The organism is Methylobacterium sp. WL120, assembly GCF_008039465.1.
GTDB classification, from domain to species: Bacteria; Pseudomonadota; Alphaproteobacteria; order Rhizobiales; family Beijerinckiaceae; genus Methylobacterium; species Methylobacterium cerastii.
Genome location: NZ_VRUT01000011.1, coordinates 1 through 19923 on the forward strand (window position 1 = coordinate 1; position 19923 = coordinate 19923).

24 protein-coding genes and 1 pseudogene are annotated in these 19923 nt (G+C 70.3%); 20 read left to right on the plus strand and 5 right to left on the minus strand.

The window, feature by feature from the left end:
* Both FV229_RS03900 and FV229_RS03905 read left to right on the plus strand, forming a co-directional pair.
* On the plus strand, window positions 1-533 hold a 533-nt coding region (locus tag FV229_RS03900; RefSeq protein ID WP_147750692.1), incomplete at its 5' end, for a TlpA disulfide reductase family protein.
* A gap of 250 nt (window positions 534-783) precedes the next feature.
* Window positions 784-1335, plus strand: coding sequence for a PAS domain-containing protein (locus FV229_RS03905; protein ID WP_147750693.1), 552 nt, complete (start codon window positions 784-786; stop codon window positions 1333-1335).
* A 67-nt stretch (window positions 1336-1402) separates the two neighbouring features.
* Here FV229_RS03905 and FV229_RS03910 read toward each other — a convergent pair whose 3' ends face one another.
* Entirely contained in the window at window positions 1403-2707 is a 1305-nt protein-coding gene (locus FV229_RS03910; RefSeq protein WP_147750694.1) for an MFS transporter, read from the minus strand.
* A 143-nt stretch (window positions 2708-2850) separates the two neighbouring features.
* Between FV229_RS03910 and nhaA the strand changes: the two genes are divergently transcribed.
* Both nhaA and FV229_RS27220 read left to right on the plus strand, forming a co-directional pair.
* Window positions 2851-4023 (plus strand): Na+/H+ antiporter NhaA, encoded by a 1173-nt coding sequence (gene nhaA, locus FV229_RS03915; RefSeq protein WP_147750738.1) that lies wholly within the window; start codon window positions 2851-2853, stop codon window positions 4021-4023.
* Window positions 4024-4595: 572 nt separating this feature from the next.
* A complete protein-coding gene (locus tag FV229_RS27220; protein WP_187273555.1) occupies window positions 4596-4757 on the plus strand; it encodes a hypothetical protein in 162 nt (53 codons plus the stop codon).
* Between the two features lie 50 nt (window positions 4758-4807).
* On the opposite strand, the gene FV229_RS03920 is transcribed toward FV229_RS27220, so the two are convergent.
* The 3 genes and pseudogenes from FV229_RS03920 to FV229_RS03930 all read right to left on the minus strand — a co-directional run.
* Window positions 4808-5728 carry a metallophosphoesterase gene (locus tag FV229_RS03920; protein ID WP_147750695.1) on the minus strand — a complete coding sequence of 307 codons (921 nt, stop codon included), beginning with the start codon at window positions 5726-5728 and terminating at the stop codon, window positions 4808-4810.
* A 75-nt stretch (window positions 5729-5803) separates the two neighbouring features.
* The gene (locus FV229_RS03925; protein ID WP_147750696.1) at window positions 5804-6247 is read right to left on the minus strand and encodes a DMT family transporter; all 444 of its coding nucleotides are present in this window, start codon (window positions 6245-6247) and stop codon (window positions 5804-5806) included.
* 101 nt (window positions 6248-6348) lie between these two features.
* A pseudogene (locus FV229_RS03930) lies at window positions 6349-6819 on the minus strand (VIT family protein); the annotation flags it as partial.
* Between the two features lie 443 nt (window positions 6820-7262).
* Here FV229_RS03930 and FV229_RS03935 point away from each other — a divergent pair.
* From FV229_RS03935 to FV229_RS03995, 16 genes are all read left to right on the plus strand, one after another.
* A complete protein-coding gene (locus FV229_RS03935; RefSeq protein ID WP_147750698.1) occupies window positions 7263-8015 on the plus strand; it encodes a lysophospholipid acyltransferase family protein in 753 nt (250 codons plus the stop codon).
* Between the two features lie 10 nt (window positions 8016-8025).
* The gene (locus FV229_RS03940) at window positions 8026-9330 is read left to right on the plus strand and encodes a 3-deoxy-D-manno-octulosonic acid transferase (protein WP_147750699.1); all 1305 of its coding nucleotides are present in this window, start codon (window positions 8026-8028) and stop codon (window positions 9328-9330) included.
* Entirely contained in the window at window positions 9330-10322 is a 993-nt protein-coding gene (gene lpxK, locus FV229_RS03945; protein WP_147750700.1) for a tetraacyldisaccharide 4'-kinase, read from the plus strand. Before FV229_RS03940 ends, lpxK begins: the two co-directional genes overlap by 1 nt.
* Window positions 10323-10559: 237 nt before the next feature.
* The gene (locus tag FV229_RS27915; RefSeq protein ID WP_246688044.1) at window positions 10560-10820 is read left to right on the plus strand and encodes a DNA adenine methylase; all 261 of its coding nucleotides are present in this window, start codon (window positions 10560-10562) and stop codon (window positions 10818-10820) included.
* A 17-nt stretch (window positions 10821-10837) separates the two neighbouring features.
* On the plus strand, window positions 10838-11176 hold the full coding sequence (locus tag FV229_RS27920) for a hypothetical protein (RefSeq protein ID WP_246688039.1): 339 nt from the start codon (window positions 10838-10840) through the stop codon (window positions 11174-11176).
* 167 nt (window positions 11177-11343) lie between these two features.
* The gene (locus FV229_RS27925; RefSeq protein WP_246688040.1) at window positions 11344-11544 is read left to right on the plus strand and encodes a hypothetical protein; all 201 of its coding nucleotides are present in this window, start codon (window positions 11344-11346) and stop codon (window positions 11542-11544) included.
* A complete protein-coding gene (locus FV229_RS03955; RefSeq protein ID WP_246688041.1) occupies window positions 11544-12161 on the plus strand; it encodes a hypothetical protein in 618 nt (205 codons plus the stop codon). Before FV229_RS27925 ends, FV229_RS03955 begins: the two co-directional genes overlap by 1 nt.
* Window positions 12158-12382, plus strand: coding sequence for a hypothetical protein (locus tag FV229_RS27930; RefSeq protein ID WP_246688042.1), 225 nt, complete (start codon window positions 12158-12160; stop codon window positions 12380-12382). Before FV229_RS03955 ends, FV229_RS27930 begins: the two co-directional genes overlap by 4 nt.
* 203 nt (window positions 12383-12585) lie before the next feature.
* Complete coding sequence (locus tag FV229_RS03960) at window positions 12586-13290, plus strand: 50S ribosomal protein L25/general stress protein Ctc (protein ID WP_147750701.1); 705 nt, start codon at window positions 12586-12588, stop codon at window positions 13288-13290.
* 112 nt (window positions 13291-13402) lie between these two features.
* On the plus strand, window positions 13403-14020 hold the full coding sequence (gene pth, locus FV229_RS03965) for an aminoacyl-tRNA hydrolase (protein ID WP_147750702.1): 618 nt from the start codon (window positions 13403-13405) through the stop codon (window positions 14018-14020).
* A gap of 263 nt (window positions 14021-14283) precedes the next feature.
* Window positions 14284-14730 (plus strand): PIN domain-containing protein, encoded by a 447-nt coding sequence (locus FV229_RS03970; RefSeq protein WP_147750703.1) that lies wholly within the window; start codon window positions 14284-14286, stop codon window positions 14728-14730.
* Window positions 14731-14743: 13 nt separating this feature from the next.
* Complete coding sequence (ychF, locus tag FV229_RS03975) at window positions 14744-15841, plus strand: redox-regulated ATPase YchF (protein ID WP_147750704.1); 1098 nt, start codon at window positions 14744-14746, stop codon at window positions 15839-15841.
* Window positions 15842-15888: 47 nt separating this feature from the next.
* The gene (locus FV229_RS03980; protein ID WP_147750705.1) at window positions 15889-16878 is read left to right on the plus strand and encodes a MaoC family dehydratase; all 990 of its coding nucleotides are present in this window, start codon (window positions 15889-15891) and stop codon (window positions 16876-16878) included.
* Between the two features lie 484 nt (window positions 16879-17362).
* Window positions 17363-17800, plus strand: a complete 438-nt coding sequence (locus tag FV229_RS03985) for a hypothetical protein (RefSeq protein ID WP_147750706.1) — start codon at window positions 17363-17365, stop codon at window positions 17798-17800.
* 106 nt (window positions 17801-17906) lie between these two features.
* Window positions 17907-18284 carry a glycosyl hydrolase gene (locus FV229_RS03990; protein ID WP_147750707.1) on the plus strand — a complete coding sequence of 126 codons (378 nt, stop codon included), beginning with the start codon at window positions 17907-17909 and terminating at the stop codon, window positions 18282-18284.
* Window positions 18285-18291: 7 nt separating this feature from the next.
* Entirely contained in the window at window positions 18292-18714 is a 423-nt protein-coding gene (locus tag FV229_RS03995; protein WP_147750708.1) for a hypothetical protein, read from the plus strand.
* 117 nt (window positions 18715-18831) lie between these two features.
* Here the strand turns inward: FV229_RS03995 and FV229_RS04000 are convergent, their stop codons facing one another.
* Window positions 18832-19830, minus strand: a complete 999-nt coding sequence (locus FV229_RS04000) for a helix-turn-helix domain-containing protein (protein ID WP_147750709.1) — start codon at window positions 19828-19830, stop codon at window positions 18832-18834.
* Window positions 19831-19923: the final 93 nt, after the last annotated feature.

Genomic DNA, 19923 nt, shown 5'->3' on the forward strand with positions numbered 1-19923 from the left:
CCGCCGTGGCGCGGGTCGACGCCGCCGCCCGCGGCGACGTCGCGGCGATGCAGGCGCCCGAGAAGGCGCGACAGGCGCCGGACATCGCGTTCAAGGGCCCGGGCAAGGAGGTGGGGGGCGAAGGAGCCCAGGCGGACGTGCGGCTTTCGGACTTCCGCGGCCGTCTCGTCCTCGTGAACCTGTGGGCGACGTGGTGCGCGCCGTGCAAGGCCGAGATGCCGGCCCTCGACCGGCTCGAGGCCGCCCTCGGGGGCAAGGACTTCGCCGTCGTCGCGATCAACCTCGATACGCGCAACCTCGACAAGCCGCCGGTCTGGATGCGGGACAACGGCATCGCGCGCCTGGCCTACTATGCCGACCCGCGCGGGCGCGTCCTGCCGGCGGTGCAGCGCGACACCGGCTCGCCCGGCCTGCCGACGACGCTGCTCGTCGACCCCGCCGGCTGCACGATCGGAGTGATGAAGGGGCCGGCCGAATGGTCGAGCCCGGACGGGCTGGCGCTGATCCGCGCCGCGCTCGGCCGCACGTCATGAACCGGTCCATGTCCTGAACCCGGCGGCATGTTCTGCACACGGCGGCATGTCCGGAACCTGGCGTCACGTCCCGAACCGGTCGAGGAACCGGTGACCACGTTCGCGGGCACCGATGTCCACGCGCCCTGCCGACGTCCATAACACCTTGGAACGAGACGCGAAGTCCGGGTCCGGCAGACGAATCGCAGCGATGTCCGATTGCCTGACGCGTAAGTCTGCGGCATAGCCTGGCTATAGCCGAGGTTGGGCCATGATCTTCGTCACGGATGCCGTAGGAAAGATGGTCTATCTCAGTCAGGAATGGACGGTTCTGACTGGTCAACAGCTTGAAGACGTCTCCCAACGTGGCTGGAGCAAGGTCATCCATCCGGACGACCTCGCGATCGTGGGCACCGTGGTGGCCGAGGCGACCGTCGCGCGGAGCGAGTTCACCGTGCGCTACCGCCTGCTCTCGCCGGACGGGCGGGCGATCTGGGTCGCGGCCGGCGCGGTGCCGTCCTTCGGGCCGCCGGAGCGGACCTTCCTCGGATTCCTCGGCTCGATCAGCCTGCTCGCGGCCCCCCCGCCGAAGGGCACCGCGAGCGGTGCGCTCGGTCGCTTCAGCCGTCCGTCGCCGGTGGCGGAATCCGAGCCGCGCTCGGTCCTAGAGCTGGTCGCCGACCACCTGATCACGGCGCATGCGCTGATCATGCAGGACGGCGGCACCTGCGCCTTGGCGGCGGTCGAGGTCGCGCTGCACGAGATCGGGCGCGAACTCGCACGCGTATCCGAGACCGCGCAGGACGGCTCGAACCTGCACTGAGCGTTTATCGCCCGCGGCGGATGCCGGTGCGCGTCAGGAAAATGGTCTTGTCCGCGCCGCGGTCTCCTTACGCCTCCATGTCGGCGTCGAGGTCGCGCCCGCGGGTCTCGTGCATCATCCAGGCGGCGATCGTGCCGAGCACGCTGAAGCCGACGAGGTAGTAGGCCGGCGCCAGCGGGTCGCCGGTGATCGCAATCAGCTTGTTGACGACGTAGTTCGTGCTGCCGCCGAAGATCGACACCGAGAAGGCGTAGACGATCGACAGCCCGGCGCTGCGCACCGCCCGCGGCAGCGATTCGGGGATCGCGACGATGATCGCCGCCGCGTTGATCGAGGACAGAGCCGACATCAGGAACGTCACCGCGTAGACCGAGGCCGCGGTCGGCGACTGCGCCAGCCACCAGAAGGTGGGCACGGCCAGCACCACGATCGCGGCGCGGGGCCAGACCAGCACCGGCCGCCGGCCGAAGCGGTCGGCGAGCCAGCCGCCCAGCAGCGGGAACACCACCGAGGCGAGGCCGAGTGCGATCGGCACCGCGGTCGAGACGGTCTCGGTGAGGCCGAGGGTGGCGCGGGCGTAGACCGGCATGTTGGTGCCGATGGCGTTCGAGACCGTCGAGGCGGCGATGACCACGAAGGTCAGGAGCAGCAGGCGCACGTGCTCGCGCAGCAGCCGCATCACCACCGCGCCGGTGGAGGCCGCCGCCGCCGGGTCTTCGCCCTCGCCCGCCGTCTCGGGCAGGTGGCTGCGGATGACGAGGCCGACCGGGACGACGCCGACGCCGAGCAGGAACATGATGCGCCAGCCCCACTCCGCCATCGCCGCCTCGCCGAGGAAGAACGTGAGCGCGGTGGCGACGACGCCGGCGAACAGCGCGGCGCAGCCCTGGCTGGCGATCTGCCAGCTCGCCACGAAGCCGCGGTGCTTCGGCGGCGCCGCCTCCAGCAGGTAGGCGGTGGAGGGGCCGACCTCGCCGCCCAGCGCGAGCCCCTGGATCAGCCGCCCGACGATGACGATGACCTGCGCCCAACCCCCCAGCGTCGCGTAAGAGGGCGCCAGCGCCAGCATCAGCATGCCGACCGCCATCAGCGCGATGGTGATGAGCATGGCGGGCTTTCGGCCCGCCCGGTCGGCGAAGGCGCCGATGACGATGCCGCCGATCGGCCGCATCACGTAGCCGATGCCGAACAGGGCGAGCGAGGCGAGCAGGCTGTCGGTGGCGTTGGCGGAGGGGAAGAACGCCGCGCCGATCGGAACGGCGAAGAAAACGTAGAGCGTGAAGTCGTAGAATTCGAGCGCGTTGCCGAGGACCACGGCGCCGACCGCCTTTCGGTTCAGGGCCGGATGCTCCGGTGTCGTCGTTGCGGTCATCGCGCGTCCTTGCGTCATCCGTTCTGGCATAGCCGGCCCGGGCCGGGATCGCCACCGGCGGGGTCGCCCGCGAGGGCGAAGGCGAGCGCGAGGGAGGGTGCGAAGGGTTGCCCGCGGGCGCAAAGCCGGGCACCCCCGGCGCCATGACGAAGCCGCGCCCCCTTTCCGCGATCCGTAACGCGCTCGCCAGCGAGGCGGCCGGAGGCCTCGTGCTGATGGCGGCCGCCGCCTGCGCGCTCGTCGTCGCCAACACCGGCCTCGCCGAGACCTACGCCCACGCGCTGCACGCACCGCTCGGTCCGTTGAGCGTGCAGCACTGGATCAACGACGGCCTGATGGCGGTGTTCTTTCTGCTCGTCGGCCTGGAGATCAAGCGCGAGGCCCTGGACGGCCGCCTGCGGACCTGGCCCGACCGGGCGCTGCCCGGCATCGCGGCGCTCGGCGGCATGGCGGTGCCGGCCCTTGTCTACCTCGCCTTCAACGCGGGCACCGGGACGGCGCGGGGCTGGGCGATCCCGGCGGCCACCGACATCGCCTTCGCGCTGGGCGTCCTGGCGCTGCTGGGTAAGCGCGTGCCGGTGTCGCTGAAGATCCTGCTCAGCGCGGTGGCGATCGTCGACGACCTCGGCGCCGTGGTGATCATCGCGCTGGTCTACACCGGCGGCCTCGACCCGACGATGCTCGGCCTCGCCGCCTTGGTGCTGGCGATCCTCGTCGGCCTGAACCGTGCCGGCGTCGCCGCGCTCACGCCCTACCTGTTGCTCGGCCTCGTGCTCTGGGTGCTGGTGCTGCGCTCCGGGGTCCACGCCACGGTGGCCGGCGTGCTCCTGGCGATGACCATCCCGATCCGCCCGAGCCCGGGCCGGCCGGAGGACGCGACCTCGCCGCTGCACCGGCTGGAGCACGCGATCACCCCCTTCGTCGCCTTCGGGATCGTGCCGCTCTTCGGCTTCGCCAACGCCGGGGTGCCCCTGCTCGGCCTGTCCCCGGGGGCGCTCCTCGACCCGGTGACGCTCGGCGTCGCGGGCGGGCTGTTCGTCGGCAAGCAGGTGGGCGTCTTCGCCGCCCTGCGCCTCGCCGTCTCCCTCGGGCTGGCGCACCGGCCCGGCGGGGCGACGTGGCGCCAGGTCTACGGCGTCGCGGTGCTCTGCGGCATCGGCTTCACCATGAGCCTGTTCATCGGCGCGCTCGCCTTCACCGACGCCGCCCACGAGACGGAGGTGAAGCTTGGGGTTCTCGTCGGTTCCCTGCTCTCCGGGCTGGCGGGCGCCGCGATCCTCGGATCTGCCGCCCCGCGGGGCTCCGCGCGAGCCTGAATCCCGGCGGCCGTGAGCCGGCTGCGGAATTCGAAAGAATGGCCTTGCCAGCCCGGCCCGGACGGGTCTAGCCTCTCCTCATGGCGACGCGGCCTCCTCCCCAGAGGCCCCGGCGCCGGATCGAGACGAAGAGGAGGTCTGCCATGCATGCAAGCCCGACCCACGTCCATTCCGCCGACACCGGTGCCGGTGACCAGGACGATCCGCCGAGCGTCCACCGACAGGGATAGAGGTTTTCGGGAGGGTTTTAGGCGCCCGACCCCACGGCCCTGAGCGCCCTGGGACGAACGCCGGACACCAACCCTCGAACCCGGGAACGTGGCCCCTGCCACCGGCCCGTCGGCGAAAGCCGACGGGCTTTTTCGTTGCAGCCATCCGGCCGCTGACGCAGCGCAGCACCAGGCGCGCGGGCCGTCGCAATCGTATCCAAAATTACTTAGGTATCCGCCCCTGGCTGCTCTTGCGCGAGGGTGACGAAGCGGTAACGTCGAGCATCAATACACGAGGAGAGAATCACCGCGGAAGCAGATCGACGGCTCACGAGACGATCAACGCAGCACAGGATGGCCCCCATGCCCGAGACGATTCGCGTCAAGCCCACCCACGACGGCACCTATACGGTCTATCGCGGGTCCACTGCCTTGATCTCAGGCCTCACGCGCCTCCAGGCCGAACGCTACGAGGCCAGCATCGGCGACCGTCGGCTCTCCGGGCTCCTCGCCGCCTCCGCCTGATCCGAGCGTCGGCCCGGCCGCCTCGCGCACCGGGTCGTCCGATCGAAGCGTCAGCCCAGCGTCAGCGGGCCAAGGTCCGTCACGGTCCCGCCCGCTCCGATCCCACGCTGCGTCGCCGACACGACGTGGCGCCCCCCGTTCTCCGAGAACGCGTACAGGATGTAGGCCGCCCGCCGCGCGGCTTCCGAGCCGTGCCCGCCCGCATGCGCGCCGGGCCGGGCCGAGGCGGATGCGCCGCCGACCACCGGGATCGCCCGCCCGTCCGGTCCCGGCAGGTGGGCGACGCTGGCCACGTGGTTGTGCCCGTGCAGGACGAGGTCGGCGCCGACGCGGCCGAGCATCGCGCTGAACAGGGCGGCGTCGCGCAGGTCGCGGCCCGGGCTCGCCCCGCCGGGATGGGGCGGATGATGGATCATCACCACGCGGGCCGGCCGCGACGGGTCTGTCGCCAGCGTCCGCAACAACGATTCGGCCGCCGCGATCTGGCGTGGCCCGAGTCGGCCGGTGGCGACGAACGGGACGGTCGGGATCGCGCTCGACAGGCCGACCAGTGCCAGGGGCCCGCGCCGGCGCAGGTACGGAAACGTGCCGCCTCCGCCGGCGTCGTCCGCGGTCCAGGCGCCGCAGGCCGCGAGCAGCCCTTCGAGCGAGCCGCGCACGTAGGCGTCGTGGTTGCCGGGCACGAAGCTGACCGCCTCCGGCGTGCCGAGCGCCTCCAGGAAGATGCGCGCGGTGTCCCACTCGCTCGGCAGGCCGATGTTGCACAGGTCGCCGGTGCAGGCGACGTGATCCGGCGCCTGCAGCCTCAGGTCCGCGACCAAGGCAGCCAGCGTTTCCATGTCGTGGCTGCGCGAGCGCCCGCGGCGCCAGTTCGCGTAGCCCGTCGCGCGCTTGCCGAAGAGCTGGCGCAGGCGCGGCCGCGGCAGCGGGCCGACATGCGGGTCTGTGAGGTGGGCGAGGCGGAAGGACACCGGGTCATCGCATCGCGGTTGGGGCCGGCCGCGTCAAGCGAGGCGCCGTGCCCGAGGGCCGGCGTGGGGTGGACGTCAGGTCAGCGCCACCAAGCCGACGCCGAAGATCATCAGGCCCGCCCCGAGGACACGCCACAGGCTCGCCGGATGGACCTGGAAGCCGATCCAGCCGTAATGGTCGAGGACGATCGAGGCGGCGACGCCCACCGTCACGACGATCCCGAGGAAGGACGCGGCCCCGAGGGAAGGGGCGGCATAGAGCTGGGCCAGGATCAGCAGGACGCTGAGACAGCCGCCGAGCCAGCCCCACCAGGGCACCTCGGCCATCTGCTGCCAGCTCGGCACGCCGAGCTTGCCGAAGGCGAGGCCGCCCAGCAGCATGAAGCCGGTGCTGACGAAGAGGATCACCACCGCCGCCGTGACCGGAAGCCCGAAGGACTTCGACAGGGCCGCGTTCTGTCCCGGCTGGACCGCATTCGCGAGCCCGGCGAGGATCGTCAGTCCGTAAAGATACCACATGACTCACGGTATCGGCGGCGGCACGGCTCAGTTTCGCCGATCCCGAAGCCTGCGACGAAGTGGTGAGCGCCTCGATCGCAGGGAATGGGCGCGCACCCGCCTCACGCGCTGCCGATCAGCACCCCCACTGCCAGCACCAGCGCGCCGCCGAGCACGATCTGCAGCACCGCCCGGCCGAACGGTGTCGCCATGTAGCGGGTGCGGATCGCGGCGATGACCACCAGTTCGATCGCCACCACCAGCACCGCGAGGCCGGTGGCCAGCGCGAAGGCGTTCGGCCAGTGGCCCGGGATCGCGTAGGGCAGGGTGTGGCCAAGCCCCCCGAGCGCGGTCGCCGCGCCGCAGACGAGGCCGCGCATCCACGGACTGCCCCGCCCGGTGATGCGCCCGTCGTCGGAGAGCGCCTCGGTGAAGCCCATGCTGATCCCGGCCCCGAGGGAGGCCGCGAGCCCGACGAGGAAGGTCGCGCCGTTGCTGTGCGTGGCGAAGGCGGCGGCGAAGATCGGCGCCAACGTCGAGACCGATCCGTCGATCAGCCCGGCGAGACCCGGCTGCACGTAGGCCAGCACGAAGGCGCGGTGGGTGTCGTCGCCGGGTGCGGTTGCGTCGGTGTCGCCGTGGAGGACCGCTTCCATGATCGTCATCCTGTCTGGATCGATTCCAATCTACATATTGGAATCGATCCAAACAAGCCGGCAGAGCGCGGTTTCGCGGTGTCTTTGGACACGCGGCGCGGCTCAAGCGGCCCGAACCGCTCCGGGTCTCGGTTGCGCAGGCTGCGACGACGGGTCTAGAGAGCCACCGGACTGCGCGGGACGGCGCTGTCCCGTTGTCGCGTCCGAACGCCCGACCCGTCGCCAGGCCGGTCGGCGACCTTGCCTCCCTCCGGCCGCCACGCCATCGCGCGAACCCGGCCGAGCCTTGGAAAGCGAGACATGTTCCCCATGCCGACCCTTCCTGCCGTCCGCACGCCGTGTCGCCGCGCGCCCTCGCGCGGCACCCCCGAGGCGGTCGCATGAGCCTCGGCAAGCGCATCATCCGGCATCCGGCCGTGCAGGCGGCGCTCGGACGGCTCGCCGCCGGCTACCTCACGCTGGTGCGCCGAACCAACCGCTTCACCGTGGAGCCGGCGAACGCCGACCCCTGGCTCGACGCGATGTCCCCCTTCGTCGCCGGGATGTGGCACGGCCAGCACATCATGGTGTCCTTCGCCGGGAGGCCGGTGGACCGGGTCGCCACGATCATCTCGAAGAACCCAGACGGCAACATCAACACCATCGCCCTGGAGCGGATGGGCGTGCGGGTGATCCGTGCCTCCGGCGCCCGCGGCCGGGTGGTCAAGGACGCCAAGGCCAAGGGCGGCGCCGAGGGCCTGCGCGCGATGATGCGGGCCCTGAAGAACGGCGAGATCGTCGCCTTCAGCGCCGACGTGCCCAAGATCTCGCGCCGGGCCGACGCCGGCATCCTCACCCTGGCGCGCTTCTCCGGCCGGCCGATCGTGCCGGTGGCGGTGGTGACGAGCCGGCACATCCGCTTCGGAAGCTGGGACCGCGCCTGCCTCGGGCTGCCGTTCGGCCGCGGCGCTGTGGTCTTCGGCGAGGCGATCCGCGTGCCGCGCGACCCCGACCCGGAGACGTTCGAGGCCCTGCGCGTCCGCCTGGAGGCCGAAATGAACCGGGTGCACGACCGGGCCTACACCCTCGTCGGGCGGCTCGACCGCGTCGGGGACAACTGGCTCGGGCGTGCGCCCCGCGCCGAGGCGGCATGACGGTGACGGCATGAGGGCGCCGCCGCTCACCCTGGCCCTCAAGGCTTATCACGGCGGCCTGTGGCTCGGCGAGCCGGCGGTGGCCGGCCTGCTGGCGTGGCGGGCGCGCAAGGGCAAGGAGGACCCGACCCGCTTGGCCGAGCGCCGCGGCCTGCCCGGGCGGGCGCGGCCCGTGGGCTCGCTGGTCTGGATGCACGGGGCGTCGGTGGGCGAGTCGCTCTCGCTGGTCGGCCTCGTCGAGGGAATGATCGCCCGCGGCTTCTCGGTGCTGGTCACCACCGGCACCCGCAGCGCCGCCGACCTGATCGGCGCGCGCCTGCCGGCGGGCGCCGTACACCAGTACATGCCCCTCGATGCGCCGCGCTGGGTCGCGCGCTTCCTCGACCATTGGCAGCCCGACCTCGCCCTGGTCGCCGAGTCCGAGATCTGGCCCAACACCGTGGTGGCGCTGCATGCCCGCGCCATCCCCTTGCTGCTCGTCAACGGACGGATGTCGGAGCGCTCGTTCGCCGGTTGGGCGCGTGCGCCGCGCACGGCCAAGGCGCTGCTGGCGCGAATCGCGATCTGCCTTGCGCAGACGCGCGACGACGCCGAGCGCTTCGTGCGCCTCGGCGCGCCGCGGGTGAGCGTGGCCGGGAACCTCAAGTACGATGCCGCGGTGCAGCCGGCCGACCGGCAGCAGGTGGCCTATCTCGGGGACATGATCGGCGACCGCCCGGTCTGGGTCGCAGCGAGCACCCATCCGGGCGAGGACGCGGCGGCGGCCGAGGCGCATGCGGCGCTGAAAGACCGGTTCCCGCGGCTCCTGACCATCGTCGCCCCGCGCCACCCCTATCGCGGTGGCGACGTGGCGGCCTGCGCGACGGCTCACGGGCTGCGCAGCGCGCGCCGCTCGGCCGGCGGGCGCCCGCACCCGTCGGTCGACCTCTACGTCGCCGACACGATCGGCGAGCTCGGCCTGTTCTACCGCCTGAGCCCGCTGGTGTTCCTCGGCGGCTCGCTGGTGCCGCATGGCGGCCAGAACCCGATCGAGCCGGTGCGCCTCGACGCCGCCGTGCTCCATGGCCCGCATACGGAAAACTTCACCGAGGTCTACCGCGCGCTCGATGCCGGCGGCGGCGCCGCCGCTGTCGCCGACGCGGCCGAGCTGGCCGCGACGCTCGCCGACCTCATGGCCGGCCCCGACCGCATCACCGCGATGACCCGAGCCGGACAGCGCGCACTGGTGCCGTTCGAGGGCGCGGTGGAGCGGACGCTCGCGGTGCTCGATCCCTTCATCGCGCAGATGAAGCTCGCCGCGTTCCACCAGGGCTGATGCGCCCCCCGCGCTTCTGGCTGGGCGACGCGAACCATCCGGCCGCGCGCCTGCTGGCGCCCTTCGGCCGCGCCTACGGCCGCGCCGCCGGGAACCGCATGGACCGGCCCGGCGCGCGGGGCGAGTGCCCTGTCCTGTGCCTGGGCAACTTCACCCTGGGCGGTGCCGGCAAGACCCCGAGCGCGGTCGCGCTCGCCGCGCTGCTGCGCGAGCTTGGGCGCACGCCCGCCTTCCTCAGCCGCGGCTACGGCGGGCGCCTGCCCGGACCCGTCCTCGTCGATCCCGCCCGCCATGGCTGGCGCGACGTCGGCGACGAGCCGCTGCTGCTCGCCCGCCACGCGCCGACGGTCGTCGCCCGCGACCGCGTCGCCGGCGCGCGGCTCTGCGTGGCGGAGGGCGCCGACGTCGTCGTCATGGACGACGGGCTGCAGAACCCGAGCCTGGCGAAAGACCTCGCGCTCGCCGTCGTCGACGCAGGCGTCGGCGTCGGCAACGGGCTGTGCGTCCCCGCCGGCCCCTTGCGAGTCCCGCTGGCGCGGCAATGGCCGCATGTCGGCGGCCTGGTGCTGATCGGCGAAGGTCCCGCCGGCGCGGCGGTGGCGGCTGAGGCTCAGGCGCACGGCCTGCCGGTGCATCGCGCCCGGCTGGTGCCCGAGGGCGCCGCGGTCGCGAGCCGGCGCGTGCTGGCCTTCGCCGGCATCGGCCGCCCGGAGAAGTTCTTCGCCTCGCTCTGCGAGGCCGGCGCCGAGGTCGCCGCGACCCGCAGCTTTCCCGATCACCACCCCTATCGCGACGCCGACCTGGCCCGGCTGGCGGCGGAGGCCGACGGCCTCGGCGCGGAACTCGCCACCACCGAGAAGGACCGCGTCCGCCTGCCCGAAGCGTTCGCGGCGCGGGTGCGGGTGCTGCCGGTCGCGCTGCACTTCCAGACGCCCGAGACGCTGGAGATACTGGTGTCGGCGGCGCTGGACGATCCAGACGGAAGGACGTGAGGCCCTCTGCCGCCGCCTTTGGACAAGCGTGAAAGGCGATGACGACATCGCAACCGGCCGTGCTATCGCGTGTACGGTGGCGTGGTTCAGGCGCGCCGGTCACGAGCCCTTCTGGTCGGAGATGCGCGATCGATGAACGTTGCGGTCCCGAACGCGCTACAGATCAAGGCGGGCGACGCGGAACGCGGCGCGATGTCCTTGCCGGGCAGGGCGGCGGCCTTTCCCGAGCTGCGATACATGGGATCGAAGAAGCGGCTGCTGCCTTGGAGCCATGGCGTGCTTCAAGGCCTCGACTTCGAGACGGCGATGGATCCGTTCAGCGGCAGTGGCTCCGTCGCCTATCTGATGAAGGCCATGGGACGGCGGGTGGTCGCGACCGATTTCTTGAACGTCTCGGCGACCGTCGCAAGGGTCTCGTCGAGAACTCGAAGTCTCGGATCGACGCCGACGCCCTCAATAGGCTTCTGTCCCGTAACGATCGAGCCGATACGTTCATAGAGCGCACCTTCACGGGGGTGTTCTTTCGTCCGGAGGACCTGCGGTTCCTGGACCGGGTTTCGGCGAACCTGACCAAGCTCGAATGCGATCACCAACGCGCTCTCGCGGTCTCGGCTCTCGTCCGATCGTGCCTCCAGAAGCAGCCGCGCGGCGTCTTCACGATCTCGGGCGATCCGGCGCGCTACGACGATGGCCGACGCGATCTGCGCTTGAGCATCGAACAGCATTTTCTCGAACAGGTCGCCGTCTACAACGAAGCCGTCTTCTCCAACGCTCTCGAAAACCGGGCGCTCAGATGCGACGTGTTCGACGCCGACGCGCAAGGAATCGATCTCGTCTACCTCGATCCGCCATAAGTTCCACGTGCGGATGATAATTGCTACATCAAGCGCTACCACTTCGTGGAAGGGCTTTCCGTTTATTGGAAAGATCTCGACATCATGGAGGGTACGAAGGTCAAAAAATCGCCAAGCGCTATACGCCTTTCAGCTATCGATCCCAGACCGAAGATGCCTTCGATCGGATGTTCGCCCGCTTCAGGCGCCAGACTATCGTGATGAGCTACAGCTCGAATGGTTTTCCCGATCTGGAGCAGTTGACGATATTGTTGAGGAAATACAAGCGCAACGTCGAGGTCTATACGCGCCCTCATCGGTACCACTTCGGCACCCACGTCGCCGTTAAGCGGGCGTCCGTCGATGAGTATCTGATCGTGGGGCGCTGATGCGTGTCGTCGATCAGGGGGCCGAAGAGATCGCCGAAGCCCTCGGTTCGCTCGATGTGGACTGGATGGATGCCACGGCCGGCAACGTCATCGCCAAGCTGACGGCGTTCGGCGTGAAGGAGGCATACGGCCGGGCCGATGTGGCTGCGCTTCTCGACGACCACTTCGACGAGGGGCTTTTGTGTTGCAGGCTGTTCCTCGGCCTCTCGAAGGACCAGTCCGAGGCGCTTCTCCGCGAGGCGCTCGGCAAGGGTGGTATCGGGGTGACGCGCAATCAAACGGATCGGGCGGCGTTCCTGGTTGCACTCGAAGGTTTCGGCCTGCTCGACGCGATGGCGACCACCGTCAACCGAAAGCTCGTCTGGAGCGATGTGCTGGTCGAGCGCCTTCGGTCCGGCCGCGCCAGCGCGATCTCGGGGCAGAAGCGGGGGCGCGGCCTCGAAGACTTCGCAGAAGCCATCGTGAGAGAGGTATTCGGGGAAGGGGCCTACGAACTGCGATGCACGTTCACGGGCGTCGGCGGCAAGATCGCGAAATGCGACATCGCCATCCCCGCCGGACCCGTCCGCTCATCCTCATCGAGGCCAAGGCCTACGGCGCGACCGGTTCGAAGTTGACGGACATCCTGGGCCATCTCGACGCCATCATCGAGGCGAAACGCCGAGATGCCGCGTTGCTGGTCATGACCGACGGCACGACCTGGAAAGCCAGGATGGCGGACATGGCCAAGATCGTCGCGCGTCAGAACGATGGTCGCATTCTCAGAATCTACACGATGCAGATGCGCGATCAGTTCCTCGCGGATCTCACGACTCTCAAAGCCGAGTTCGGTTTATAGGATTGCGAGAGGCGACGGGCAGGCTCGCTGCGGCGCCCGGCGAAGGATTGCGCCGCGTTGCCATCCGGCCCCAAGCCCGCTATAGGCGCTCCACGCCCGCCAGACACCCTTGGAGGCACGGGCGCGTGGGGTTTCGGTTCGGCCGTCCGTCTCGGGCGGCCTTCGTCGTTTCCCCGACCATTCATCAATCAAAGGATCACGCCATGAGCGCAGTCAAGACGCTTGAGGCCGTGGCACGCGACCGGGTCGGCAAGGGGGCCGCCCGGGCCGTTCGTCGCCAGGGCCAGGTTCCCGCCGTCGTGTACGGGGGAGGCCAGCCGCCGCAGTCGATCGCCATCGACCTCATCCGCACCCGCACCCTGATCTACGCCGGCGGCTTCAAGACGACGCTGTTCGAGATCAACGCCGGCGGCAAGAAGACCCGCGCGATCCCGCGCGACTTCCAGCTCGACCCGGTCAGCGGCGTGCCGATGCATGTCGACTTCCTGCGCGTGGTCGCCGGCCAAACCGTCACCGTCGAGGTGCCGGTGCACTTCCACAACGAGGACGCGGCCCCGGGCATCAAGCAGCAGGGCGGCACCCTCAACATCTCGCTGCACACCTTGGCCGTCGAGGTCGCCCCCGACCAGATCCCCGACGGGATCGAGATCGACCTCACCGGCCGCCAGATCGGCGACGTGATCCACGTCTCCGACGTCACATTGCCGGCCGGCGTCGTCTACACCGGCGAAGCCACCGACCCGATCGCCAACGTCGTGCCGCCGACCGTGCTCGGCGCCGAGGTCGAGGCCGAGGAGGCCGCGATTGCCGAGGCGCAGTCGGCGGAAGCCGAGGCCGAGAAGGTCGAAGCCGAGGCCGAAGAGGCCGAGGCCGCTGCCGAAGCCTCCGAGGAGAAGAAGGAGGACTGAGCCCTTCGCGGCTCGATCCTCCCGCACCGCCCTCGTGGTGGTGCGGCTTCGAAACGATGCCCCGGCCGCGAGGCCGGGGCGTTCTTGTTTTGGAAGGCCGGAGTCCGTCGCCATGCGACTCATCGTAGGCCTGGGCAATCCGGGCAAAGCCTACGCGCGCAACCGCCACAACATCGGGTTCCTCGCGATCGACGAGATCGCGCGGGTCCACCGGGCGAGCCCGTTCCGGCGACGCTTCCAGGGCGAGGCCGCCGAGGTCTCGTTCGGGGCCGAGCGCGCGATCCTCTTGAAGCCGCAGACCTTCATGAACGAGTCCGGCCGCTCGGTCGCCGAGGCGCAGCGCTTCTACAAGATCGCGCTGTCCGACGTGATCGTATGCCACGACGAGCTCGACCTCGCCGCGGCCAAGATCCGGGTGAAGCTCGGCGGCGGGAACGCCGGGCACAACGGCCTGCGCTCGATCACGGCCCAGTGCGGCAACGACTATCGCCGCGTGCGCCTCGGCATCGGGCATCCCGGCGACAAGGCCCTGGTGCACGCCTACGTGCTCAACGATTTCGCGAAGTCCGAGGAGCCCTGGGTCGAGGACCTGTGCCGGGCGGTCGCCGACGAGATCGCGCTGCTCGCGGCGAACGAGAACGAGAGCTTCCAGAACAAGGTCCACCTCGCCATGGTCGGCCGTGGCTGGGCCGACGTGAAGCGGCCGGGCGAGAAGGCCGCCAAGAATTGACACGAAAACACGAGGACACGATATCGAAGGCCTTGGAGGCCGTCCGATGAAGAACCTCACCATCACCCTCGACGAGGACCTGTTTTCCTGGGCGCGCGTGGAAGCGGCCAAGCAGGGCCAAAGCCTGTCCCGCTTCGTCGCCCAGGCGCTGGCAGACCGCCGGGCGCCCGAGCTTGCGCACCAGCTTGCGATCCTCGAGGACTTCTTCGAGGGACCCGGATGGCCCGGCATCGCCGAGAACCTCCCCACGCGCGACGAGATCTATGACAGGTCGGCTCTTCTTCGACACGAACATCCTGATCTACGCCCTGGATCCGAAGGATCCGGCGAAGCGGTCGATGAGTATGGAGGTGATCACGAAGGCTCTGACGCAGGGACGTCTGGTCGTCAGCCCGCAAATTCTGAACGAATGCGTCTGGGTCGCGGCCTATAGGAAGAAGCTCGTTCCTCCGGCCGACATCGAGCGCTACCTGTCCGCATTCCACCATGCCTGCACCGCCCCGCTCGACGTTGAGACCCACCGTCTGGCGATTCGCGTGTCTGCTAAGCACCGCCTGTGTTGGTGGGACAGCATCGCCCTCGCTTCGGCGCTTCAGGCTCGCTGCCAGGCCTACGTCTCTGAAGATATGCGGGACGGCCAAGCCGTCGAGTCCCTGACGATCATCAATCCCTTCGGGCCTCGCGCCCGCGCCACCCTGGCGCTTACCTAACGGACCTGACCCCATGGGCTTCAAATGCGGCATCGTCGGCCTGCCGAACGTCGGCAAGTCGACCCTCTTCAACGCGCTGACGCAGACGGCGGCGGCGCAGGCCGCGAACTATCCGTTCTGCACCATCGAGCCGAACGTCGGCGACGTGGCGGTGCCCGACCCACGCCTCGACGACCTGGCGCGGATCGCCTCGTCGAAGGAGATCATCCCGACGCGGCTGACCTTCGTCGACATCGCTGGCCTCGTGCGCGGCGCCTCGAAGGGCGAGGGCCTCGGCAACCAGTTCCTCGCCAACATCCGCGAATGCGACGCCATCGCCCATGTGGTCCGCTGCTTCGACGACGGCGACGTCACCCACGTGGAGGGCAAGGTCGACCCAGGCGCCGACATCGAGACCATCGAGACCGAGCTGATGCTGGCCGACCTCGACAGCCTCGAGAAGCGCGTCGTCGCCCTGGAGAAGCGGGCTCGTGGCGCCGACAAGGAAGCCAAGGAGTTCCTCGACCTCGTCAACCGCGCCCTGCCGTACCTGCGCGAGGGCAAGCCCGCCCGCATGGTCGCCCGCAAGCCGGAGGAGGAGAAGCTGTTCCAGCAGCTCGGCCTGATGACGGCCAAGCCCGTGCTCTACGTCTGCAACGTCGACGAGGGCGACGCCGACAAGGGCAACGCCTACTCGAAGGCGGTGCAGGAGCGCGCGGCGGCCGAGGGCGCGCAGGCGGTGGTGGTCTCGGCTAAGATCGAGAGCGAGATCGCGGTGATGCCGGCCGCCGACCAGGGCGACTACCTCGAGGCGGTGGGGCTCGCCGAGCCCGGCCTGAACCGGGTGATCCGCGCCGGCTACGATCTGCTCGGGCTCATCACCTACTTCACCGTCGGCCCGAAGGAGGCCCGCGCCTGGACGATCACCAAGGGCACCCGCGCGCCGGCCGCCGCCGGCGTGATCCACACCGACTTCGAGAAGGGCTTCATCCGCGCCGAGACGATCGCGTTCTCCGACTACACCACGCTGAAGGGCGAATCGGGCGCGCGCGACGCCGGCAAGCTCCGGCTCGAGGGCAAAGAGTACCTCGTGCAGGACGGCGACGTGCTGCATTTCCGCTTCGCCAACTGACGCGCGCGGCCGCGCCGGACCACCTGCGTCCAGACGGAGACATGCCCATGTCAGGCCTCTACTTCGAGGATTTCGCCGCCGGCCAGGTTCGCGGCGGCGCGCGGCTGACGGTGAGCCGCGACGACATCGTCGCCTTCGCCCGGGAGTTCGACGCGCAGCCGTTCCACCTCGACGAGCGCGAAGCGGAGAAGACCTTCGCCGGCCGGCTGATCGCGTCGGGCTGGCACACGGCCTCCCTCGGGATGCGGCTGCTGCAGGCCGGGCCGATGGGCGGGCACTCCTCGCTCGGATCGCCCGGCGTCGCCGAGCTGCGCTGGTTGAAGCCTGTGCTGCCGGGCGATTCGCTCTCCGCCACCCTGCGCGTCGAGGAGACCCGCGCCTCGGCCTCGAAGCCGGATCGGGGCTTCGCCGTCTGCCTGCTGACCCTGGAGAACGACCGCAGCGAGGCGGTGATGACCCAGGCGTTCACGGTGATGCTGGCCCGCCGCGGGGCCGAGCCGGCGGCGCCGCGGGTCGTGGAGACCGGCGTTCCGGCCCCTCTGGTCGAGCCCGACGACGCCGAGATCGTGCCGTTCCTGAAGGACGCCGCGGTCGGCGCCACCCGCGACTTGGGCGCCTACGCCTTCTCGGCCGAGGCGATCCTGGACTTCGGCCGCGCCTACGACCCGCAGGTGTTCCACACCGATCCGGAGGCCGCCAAGGCCACGCATTTCGGCGGCCTGTGCGCCTCGGGCTGGCACACCGCCGCCGCCTACATGAAGCGGCTGCTCGCCACCCGCACCCGCGACCACGCCTTCACCGCCGCCCGCGGGCTGGCGCCGGCGACCGGCCCCTCGCCGGGTTTTCGCGACATGCGCTGGCTGAGGCCGGTCTACGCCGGCGACACCGTGCGCTACGCCACGACGCTCACCGACAAGCGCGCCTCCGCCTCCCGCCCCGGCTGGGGCCTCGCCTTCGCCGACAACGTCGGCGTCAACCAGCGCGGCGAGACGGTGTTCTCGTTCGCAAGCTCGGTGTTCTGGCAGTGGGCGCCGTAACGCGCGCGTCCGGCGCCGTCGCCTGCGTCGGGTGACGAGCGAAATCCGATAACGCGACGACCGTCCGGACGTCCCTGAAGCGATCCATCGCGAACCGCCCGGCTCGATCCGCTCGGGCGGAGAGGTGTCCGTCCGGCGGTCGGCTCGTGCGCGGGGGGAAGGCCGATGGGATCGCGCGCCGCTAGGCCTCCGGCCGGAACGGTTTGCCCGCCAGCGCCGTTCCTCGCCCCCTGCAGCACCCGTCCGACGCACCGCCCGCACAGACCGGGCCGGCCGCGACGACGGGTCGTTCGCGGCGGCGCGCCGAGGTCATCCTCCGGTGGCGATGCCGCATGCCAGTTTGCGGGATGATGAACGAAGCATATCAATTTCGTTTAACTGCTGTTCATGTCATCGATTTGCAGAATTGTGCAGAAATACCGCGGAACGGTTTTTCTATGCTGTCCGTTTATGGCCCGTACAACCGGATAAACGGAGATAATACATGTTAAAGCACGTTCGCGTCGCCGCCCTTGCGACCACCTTCGTCATCGGCGGCGCCGCCATGGCGCTCGCGCAGTCGTCCTCCACCGTGGGCACCGGCGGCTCTTCGGCGGGCGGCGGCACCAGCTCGTCGACGGTCGGCACTGGCGGCTCCTCGGCAGGATCCGGCAGCGGCTCGGGTTCGACCGTGGGCACCGGCGGCTCCTCCGCGGGCGGCGGCAAGAGCTCGTCCACGGTCGGCACCGGCGGTTCGTCGGCGGGCGCCGGCAGCGGTTCGGGGTCGACGGTCGGCACCGGCGGCTCCTCGGCCGGCAAGGGCACCAGCGGCTCCTCGATGGGAACGGGCGGTTCCTCGTCCGGCATGTCGGGCAGCGCGTCCGGTCATGACCGCGGCGGCCCCGGCAACTCCGAGAACGCCCCGGGCCACAACAAGCGCTGATCCGGCTCCGGAACGGCGACATCGGGCGCGGCTCCTCGGAGCCGCGCCCTCCTCGACCTTCGCACCGCGCCTTTCATTCCCTCCCCGCCATCAAGGAGACCTGACCATGGCTCGCCTGATCCTGCCGCTTCTCGGTGGCGCCCTCGTCCTCGCCGGCGTCGCGACCGGCCAAGCCCAGACAAGCACGGTCACGACCGGCCCGAACGGCGTCTCGGGCAGCACGACGGTGACGACCGGCCCGAACGGAAAGCCGTGCAAGGTCGTGCATTCCGACGACGCGAAGAACGCCGGCACGATGTCGAGCTCGGTCACGGCCGGGGCGGACGGCGTGCGGAGCGCGACCACGGGCGGTCCTTCGGTGACCACGCGGTCCGGGAGCGGCTCGACCAGCAGCTCGGCCTCCAGCTCGAGTTCCGGCGGCACCACCATGACGACCACCGGCGACGGCGACTGCGTCGTCACCGTCCCCAAGACCACGAAGTGAGGCTGACATGACGATCCGATTCATCGCCCCCCTCGCCGCCTTCGGGCTCCTCGTCGTCCCGGCGCTCGCCCAGACCGGGGGCAGCGCCACCGGCGGCACGGCGGGCTCGGCGGCGGCCGGCGGCACCTCCGCCTCGACCGTCGGGACCGGCGGGACTTCGACGGGAGCGAACGGCGCGACGGGCTCGTCCCTGGCCACCGGCGGCAGCGCGGCGGGCGGCAAGACGATGGATCGCTCGCACGTCAACGAGACCGGGAACGGCGGGCTCAACGGGCAATCGAAGGCGATGGCCCATGACGGCGGCACCTTCTCGAAGTCGCACACCCAGACCAAGGTTCGCGACGGCGAGGGCGTCGAGTCCCGGACGAAGACCATGTCGCACGAGCCCGGCTCCAAGCCGGTGAAGTCGACCACCACGACCGGTCGGTGACCGCCTTTCCGGCCGCGTGATCCCGATGTCCCGGCGGGCCATCCTGCCGGGACATGGCCGAAGACCAGAACCCGACGACGCCACGCGCCCGGCGTGGCGTCGTCGCTCCGTTGCGGGTCATCCCCGCCGGCCGGCCTCGCGCCGTGCCTGGGAAGGCGTGCGCCCGTACACACGCTTATAGCGCTGCCCGAAGTCGCTCATGTGCACGAAGCCCCAGCGCCGCGCGATCTCCGCGATCGGAACCGCGGCGGCGGACGCGGAGGTCAGATCCTCGTGGGTGTGCGCGAGCCGCCGCTCGGTGATGAAGGCGATCGCCGTCTGCCCAGTCCGGTTGCGGAACTGGCTCTGGAGGGAGCGAACGCTGAGCCCGGCGGCCGCGGCGATCAGCGACAGCGTGAGCGGCTGCGAAAGGTTCGCCTCGATGAAGTCGAGCGCGATGGTGAAGCGCGAGGCCGTGGCGTCGGTCGTCGCGGCCGTCGCCACGCCGGCGCGCCTGGGCCAGACAGACAGGAGCTGGTAGCTGAGGATCTCCTGGACCAGCGGGAAGGCGATGTCGCCGCCGCGACCCGCCTCCTGCCCGCGGCGCTGCACCTGCCGCATCATCAAGAACAGGGCGATCATGCCCGGCGTGGCGACGTCTGCGATCGGGGCGAAGGCCGGAAGAGCCGGCTGTCCGCCCGTGAGCGCGGCGTTGGCCGCCGAGAGCGCTTCGAGCGTGATCGTTCCGTTGATCGCGCTGAAGGCCGGCGAGGCCTGGATCTCGCTGACGTCCTCGAAGTCGACCAGGGTCGCGTATTTCGGCGTACCTTGCGTCTTGCCCGACTGGTTGCGGTAGATGATGTGCCCGTTCGCGATGAAGCGGACCGTCAGGATGTCGACGGCGACCCGCGGCTTGGTGATGAAGCCGCTGGAGGAGCGCGTCTCCCACAGGCACAAGGTGCTGCTCTTGTTGCCGGCCATCTCGATGTCGGGCTTCACCGAGCGGAGCACGTCGAAGTTGATCGCGAAGCTGCTCAGGTCGTTGAACGTCTGAAGCTGACGCGCGGACGCGATGCGGGCCGCGAACTCGCTCTGCGGAACCCACGCGGCTTGGCGGTTCGAAGTCCGGGCCGTCATCGTCTCAACCTGAAGTTCATGCCGTCGATCCGGCTTCGATCGCGTCGGCCTTCATGGCATTTCGTGGCCGCGTCGGCCAAGCTCCCACACCCG

Coding starts and splice junctions, on each gene's coding strand:
- FV229_RS03905 (WP_147750693.1), top strand. CDS start 784: ATGATCTTCGTCACGGATGCCGTAGGAAAGATGGTCTATCTCAGTCAG.
- FV229_RS03910 (WP_147750694.1), bottom strand. CDS start 2,707: ATGACCGCAACGACGACACCGGAGCATCCGGCCCTGAACCGAAAGGCG.
- nhaA (WP_147750738.1), top strand. CDS start 2,851: ATGACGAAGCCGCGCCCCCTTTCCGCGATCCGTAACGCGCTCGCCAGC.
- FV229_RS27220 (WP_187273555.1), top strand. CDS start 4,596: ATGCCCGAGACGATTCGCGTCAAGCCCACCCACGACGGCACCTATACG.
- FV229_RS03925 (WP_147750696.1), bottom strand. CDS start 6,247: ATGTGGTATCTTTACGGACTGACGATCCTCGCCGGGCTCGCGAATGCG.
- FV229_RS03935 (WP_147750698.1), top strand. CDS start 7,263: ATGAGCCTCGGCAAGCGCATCATCCGGCATCCGGCCGTGCAGGCGGCG.
- FV229_RS03940 (WP_147750699.1), top strand. CDS start 8,026: ATGAGGGCGCCGCCGCTCACCCTGGCCCTCAAGGCTTATCACGGCGGC.
- lpxK (WP_147750700.1), top strand. CDS start 9,330: ATGCGCCCCCCGCGCTTCTGGCTGGGCGACGCGAACCATCCGGCCGCG.
- FV229_RS27915 (WP_246688044.1), top strand. CDS start 10,560: ATGGGATCGAAGAAGCGGCTGCTGCCTTGGAGCCATGGCGTGCTTCAA.
- FV229_RS27925 (WP_246688040.1), top strand. CDS start 11,344: ATGTTCGCCCGCTTCAGGCGCCAGACTATCGTGATGAGCTACAGCTCG.
- FV229_RS03955 (WP_246688041.1), top strand. CDS start 11,544: ATGCGTGTCGTCGATCAGGGGGCCGAAGAGATCGCCGAAGCCCTCGGT.
- FV229_RS03960 (WP_147750701.1), top strand. CDS start 12,586: ATGAGCGCAGTCAAGACGCTTGAGGCCGTGGCACGCGACCGGGTCGGC.
- pth (WP_147750702.1), top strand. CDS start 13,403: ATGCGACTCATCGTAGGCCTGGGCAATCCGGGCAAAGCCTACGCGCGC.
- FV229_RS03970 (WP_147750703.1), top strand. CDS start 14,284: ATGACAGGTCGGCTCTTCTTCGACACGAACATCCTGATCTACGCCCTG.
- ychF (WP_147750704.1), top strand. CDS start 14,744: ATGGGCTTCAAATGCGGCATCGTCGGCCTGCCGAACGTCGGCAAGTCG.
- FV229_RS03980 (WP_147750705.1), top strand. CDS start 15,889: ATGTCAGGCCTCTACTTCGAGGATTTCGCCGCCGGCCAGGTTCGCGGC.
- FV229_RS03985 (WP_147750706.1), top strand. CDS start 17,363: ATGTTAAAGCACGTTCGCGTCGCCGCCCTTGCGACCACCTTCGTCATC.
- FV229_RS03990 (WP_147750707.1), top strand. CDS start 17,907: ATGGCTCGCCTGATCCTGCCGCTTCTCGGTGGCGCCCTCGTCCTCGCC.
- FV229_RS03995 (WP_147750708.1), top strand. CDS start 18,292: ATGACGATCCGATTCATCGCCCCCCTCGCCGCCTTCGGGCTCCTCGTC.
- FV229_RS04000 (WP_147750709.1), bottom strand. CDS start 19,830: ATGACGGCCCGGACTTCGAACCGCCAAGCCGCGTGGGTTCCGCAGAGC.